1 protein-coding gene and 1 pseudogene are annotated in these 5,304 nt (G+C 68.5%); one reads left to right on the top strand and one right to left on the bottom strand.

The window, feature by feature from the left end; all coding sequences use genetic code 11:
* Window positions 1-2,263, bottom strand: a pseudogene (locus QZ994_RS18535) (hypothetical protein); the annotation flags it as partial.
* A 223-nt stretch (window positions 2,264-2,486) separates the two neighbouring features.
* On the opposite strand from QZ994_RS18535, the gene mgtA reads away from it, so the two are divergent.
* On the top strand, window positions 2,487-5,111 hold the full coding sequence (mgtA, locus tag QZ994_RS18530) for a magnesium-translocating P-type ATPase (protein ID WP_290877148.1): 2,625 nt from the start codon (window positions 2,487-2,489) through the stop codon (window positions 5,109-5,111).
* The last annotated feature ends 193 nt before the right edge of the window (window positions 5,112-5,304 follow it).

Here is a 5,304-nt window from a genome sequence, read left to right as displayed (position 1 = left end):
TTGCGGACCGAACCGGCTTGGCTGCCTGGGCGGCGACCTCGCGCGCGAAGTCGGCGTCGGGCCACTGGGCACGCGTCCAGGCCTGTTTCATCAGGTGGGCGCCCAGGTCCTTGTAGGCGCCGTAGAGGTAGGCGCTGGAGTTGAAGGTCGACAACACGGTGCTGTGCTGGGGGAAGTCCAGCCCCTTGAAGGCCGAGGCGGGCAGGGGTTCGCCTTCGGGCAGGCTGCGCGCCGCGTGGGCGACCTTGCTGAGCGGCCCGCGGCTGAGCACGTAGCTGGCGGCCTCGCAGGGCAGCTGCGTGTGCTCGCCACAGTCGCGCAGCAGGCCGGCTTCGTCGAGTTGTTCGTGGGCGAAGGCGGCCATGTCGAAGGCCGGCTTGATCACGATCACCCTTTGCGCCGCGTGCCAGGCCCCTTGCTGGCAGGCGCCTTGGGCGGCTTGCGCCGGTGTGCACGCGCAGGCGGGTTGCGCGGCATCGCTGACGAGGCACCCCAGCAGCACGGGGTGTGCCCAGGCCCAGATCGGGTAGCGGTGGGGAGGCGGAGGCGCGGCCTCGGTCTGGTGGAAGGGGGCTTCCTTTCCTGCGGCTTCGTCCGGCTCAGAGAGGCTGGCCTGGTGCGCGCACCCGGCGTCGAAATCCTGCAGGCCGGGCAGGCGCAGGTGCAGGCGGGTGCTGCGGCGTGGCAGTTCGATGGCGAGGCGGCACAGGTCTTCCAGGGTGCCGTCGGCGTCGCCCGAGTGGTCCGAGATGATCACGGTGGCATAGCCCGCCTTGATCAGGGTGTAGGCGCCCAGGTCGTCGCTGTTGCCGCCATCGATCACGCGGATGTAGGCCGAGCGCTCGTTGCTGGGCTTTTGCGCCACCACGGCGGCGTGCAGGCTGTCGAGGTAGTACAGCGGGAAGGGCAGGGCGGAGTGGACATGGCCTCGGCCCGTGCTGCCCGCCAGGTTGTTGCGGATGTCGATGCCCCAGTCCAGGTTCAGCGCATGCAGCCCCAGGGCGGCGAGCAGGCGCCCGGGCTGGGGCAGCTTGACCTGGTTGGCGTCCAGGAAGGCGGCAGAGGCGTTGACGGCGTCCAGCAGATCGAGCTGTGAGCCGATGCCATCGACCGCAGAGTTGGATTGCCCGGATGGCATGCGCACGTTGCCGAACTGGCCCGAGCATTGGGCGAAGGGGCTCATGCTCAGCACATAGCGATCAAAGTTCTGCTGGTTGACGCCCGCCCAGCCGAACAGCGAGCGGTTCGGGCTGCTGGTGGCCTGCAGCACCCAGGCGGGCATGTCGGCCGAGGCCTGGTAGGCCTCGTGCAGCCGCTGGAAGGTCATCCCGTCGGTGCGCATGCGCACGAAGCTGTCGCGCGCCTGGCAGTTCTTGAAGGCGGTGGGCTGGATGCGTTCGGGTGGCGTCTCGGCGTTCCCGCCGGTGCAGGCTTCGGCCAGGCTGGCCTGGGTGTAGGCCCGCGCGCTGGTGGGGTAGAGGCCGTAGGCCGTGCCGATGCCATCGCGGTAGGCCAGCCGCGTGGGCGCATAGTTCAAGGGCATGTCGAACAGCGTGCGGGTCACCAGGTTGGGCACGGCCGTGGCCAGGGTCACACCCGCCAGCGCCAGGGCATGGAGGTAGCCGGTTCGGTCCTCGCTCACCGATTCGAAGTTGCAGTCGCCTTCCAGCACGTCCTGCCGGCATCGGACGAAGGGCTGGAAAGGCGGCACCCCGGCTGCGGCATCCGTTTGAGGCAAGCGGCCAGCCTGGAGGTCAAAGGCGCAGTAGCGCGGGGCCAGGCCTGCTCTGGCGTGCGGGCTGAGGTAGCGTTGGTAACTGAGGGGGATGCAGTCTTCGAAGTAGCGCTGTGCAAGGGGATCGACCGCCTGGCCCTGGCGGCCTTCGAGGTCGATCATCCATTTGCTGAACAGAAAGAAGGCCGCATAGCTGCCGCCCGAGACGCTGCTGATGGCACCCACCTCCTTGAAGGCCTGGCGCTCGGACAGGCCGGTGAGCACGCCCATGGAGAAGGCCGCCGCCTTGCTGCCTCCGCCCGCCAGAGCCACGCCGATGTGCCGGCCCGGTTTGCGCTCGGTGTCTGGCAAAGGATCGCAGGCCTGCAGCGCAGGGGGCCGATCGGAGACCAGCGGGTTCGGGTGGAGGGTGTGGAGCCCCACGGGCTGCGCCAGGGCGACCGTCGGGGCCAGGGTGCACGCCAGGCTCAGCCCCAGCGCGTGGCCAGTGAGGACACCGGTTCGGAAGAAGGTGGGGGTGAGGGCCATGGGGTGCGTCCTTGGTGAGGTGTGGAACCCATGGTCGCGCGCAAAGCCGGTGTCGGCCCATCCCTAGTCCTCGGGATGGTCGAGGGTGCCGCCGGTGTCTTGCCATCCCCTGACCCTGATCAGGGTGCCGGGCTGTGGCTGGCGGCATCCTCTGTCATGTGCCGGACAAGTGGCTGGCGCATGATCGCGCAGTGCCCCTCATCGGGCCATCCAGGAGGGCCCCGTGGCAGAGATCCGTGAAGTGCAGGCTCAGGCCCGGCGTGCCCTGGCCGAGCAGGCCAGCCAGGACGAGTTGACCGTGCTGCGCGCCCTGAGCAGCCGCCCACAAGGGCTGGATGCGGGCGAAGCCTCTCAACGCCTGCTGCGCGAAGGCCCCAACACCGTGGGGTCCGAGGCCGGGCCCAGCGCCGGGGCGGCCTTGCTCGGGCGACTGCTCAACCCGCTCAACCTGCTCTTGCTGGTCCTCTCGGGCGTGTCGCTGCTCACGGGCAATGCGCAGTCGGCGGTCATCATCTTCCTGATGGTGCTGCTCAGCCTCACGCTGGGTTTTGTGCAGGAGCGCCGCTCGGGCCGAGCCGCTGCGGCCCTGCGCGCCCTGGTGCACACCACGGTCACGGTGCGCCGCCCTGCCGAGGGTGCCGCGCCCGATGGCGACCACGTCGATGCCGACGAGCCGATGGCGTGCCTGGTGCCCGGCGACGTCGTGCACCTGTCTGCCGGCGACCTGGTCCCCGCCGACGTGCGCGTGCTGGCCGCGCGCGACTTTTTCGTCAACGAATCGGCGTTGACAGGCGAGTCCTTGCCGGTCGAGAAACACGCCCTGGTCGAGCCCGAGGGCACCGAGGTCCTGGCCTTGCGCAACACCTGCTTCATGGGCACCACCGTGGCCAGCGGCACGGCCACGGCCCTGGTGGTGCACACCGGCCCCAAGGCCCTGTTTGGCGGCATCGCCCAGGCCATGACAGGTGCCCGTGGGCCGACCTCGTTCGACCAGGGCATCCGCCAGTTCACCTGGCTGATGATGCGCTTCATGGCGGTGATGGTGCCGCTGGTCTTCCTGGTCAATGGCCTGGGCAAGGGGGATTGGGTCGAGGCCCTGCTCTTTGCCACCGCCGTGGCCGTGGGCCTCACGCCCGAGATGCTGCCCATGCTGGTCACGGTCAACCTGGCCAAGGGGGCGATGGCCATGTCGCGCCGCCAGGTGGTGGTCAAGCGCCTGGACGCGATCCAGAACCTGGGTGCCATGGACGTGCTGTGCACCGACAAGACCGGCACGCTCACGCAGGACCGCATCATCCTGGAGCGCTACCTGGGCCTCGATGGCCAGCCCAGCGAGCCCGTGCTGGCCTATGCCTACCTCAACAGCCACTACCAGTCGGGCCTGAAGAACCTGCTGGACGTGGCCGTGCTGCAGTACGCCGAGGTGCACGACAAGGTCCACGCCGAAGGCCTGTACCAGAAGGTGGACGAACTGCCTTTCGATTTCCAGCGCCGGCGCATGTCGGTGGTGGTGGCGCGCCAGGAGGCCCGGGGCGAGGCACGCCTGCTGATCTGCAAGGGCGCGGTGGAAGAGGTGTTCAGCGCCTGCAGTCTGGGCGAGGTCGCTGGCCAGACCTTCCCGCTCGATGCCACCCACCTGGCCGACATCCAGGCCCGTGCCCAGGCGCTCAATGCCGAGGGCTTTCGCGTCATCGCCATTGCCTACAAGGCCTTGCCGCCGGACGGACCACCCGTCACCGTGGCCGACGAGGCGGGCCTCACCCTGTTGGGGCATGTGGCCTTTCTGGACCCGCCGAAGGAATCGGCCAGGCCTGCGCTGGCGGCGCTGCGTCAACATGGGGTGGCGGTCAAGATCCTCACTGGCGACAACGACGTGGTCACGCGCAAGGTCTGCCACGACGTGGGCCTGCCCATCGAGCGCCTGATGCGCGGGGCCGAGGTCGAGGCCCTCAGCGACGCGGCCCTGAGAGAACAGGTCGAGGGCGTGCAGGTCTTTGCCAAGCTCTCGCCGGCGCAGAAGGCGCGGGTGGTGGAGGCCCTGCGCGCGCGCGGCCATGTGGTGGGCTACATGGGCGATGGCATCAACGATGGCCCGGCGCTCAAGTCGGCCGATGTGGGCATCTCGGTCGACACCGCCGTTGACATCGCCAAGGAATCGGCCGACATCATCCTGCTGGAGAAGAGCCTGCTGGTGCTGGACCAGGGCGTGATCGAGGGGCGCAAGGTCTTTGGCAACCTCCTCAAGTACATCCGCATGGGGGCCAGCTCCAACTTCGGCAACATGTTCAGCGTGCTGGGGGCCAGCGCCTTCCTGCCTTTCCTGCCCATGGCGCCCATCCAGGTGCTGAGCAACAACCTGCTCTACGACCTGTCCCAGGCGGCGATCCCGACCGACGCGGTGGACGAGGAGGTGCTGCAGCAGCCGCATCGCTGGGAGATCGGCCACATCGCGCGCTTCATGCTGTGGCTGGGGCCGGTCAGCTCGGTGTTCGACTACGTCATGTTCTGGGTGATGTGGCAGGTGTTTGGCGCCAACAACGTGGCCCAGGCGCCGCTTTTCCACACCGGCTGGTTCGTCGAGTCCCTGCTGTCCCAGACGCTGATCATCCACGTGATCCGCACGGCCCGCATCCCCTTTGTGCAGAGCCGCGCCAGCACGCCGCTGCTGCTCACCAGCGGCCTGGTCTGTGCCATCGGGGTCGTGCTGCCTTATTCGCCGCTGGCCGGGGCCCTGGGCCTGGTGGCCTTGCCGGGGGCCTACTGGCCCATCGTGCTGGCCGTGTTGCTGGCCTATCTGCTGAGCGCCCACCTGATGGTGCGCTGGATCGGGCGGCGCTTCGGGCTTTGAGCCTGCGCAGGGCCGGGGCGCATTTAATTCGGGTTTCGGGGCGATGTGGTGCCGCCCGGCGCTGCGCATGGGCTATGGTGTGCGCTCAACCACATGAAAGTACGCAGTGCCGCCGAAGCCAAACTACTCGTTCGAAAAACGCCAGCGTGAGCTGGAGAAGAAAAAGAAGAAGGCCGAGAAGGCCATGAAGAAG

The sequence above is a fragment of the Aquabacterium sp. genome (assembly GCF_021768455.1).
GTDB lineage: Bacteria > Pseudomonadota > Gammaproteobacteria > Burkholderiales > Burkholderiaceae_C > Aquabacterium.
Note: the sequence above shows the minus strand (reverse complement) of the source record. Positions and strands in the feature narration are given on the sequence as shown.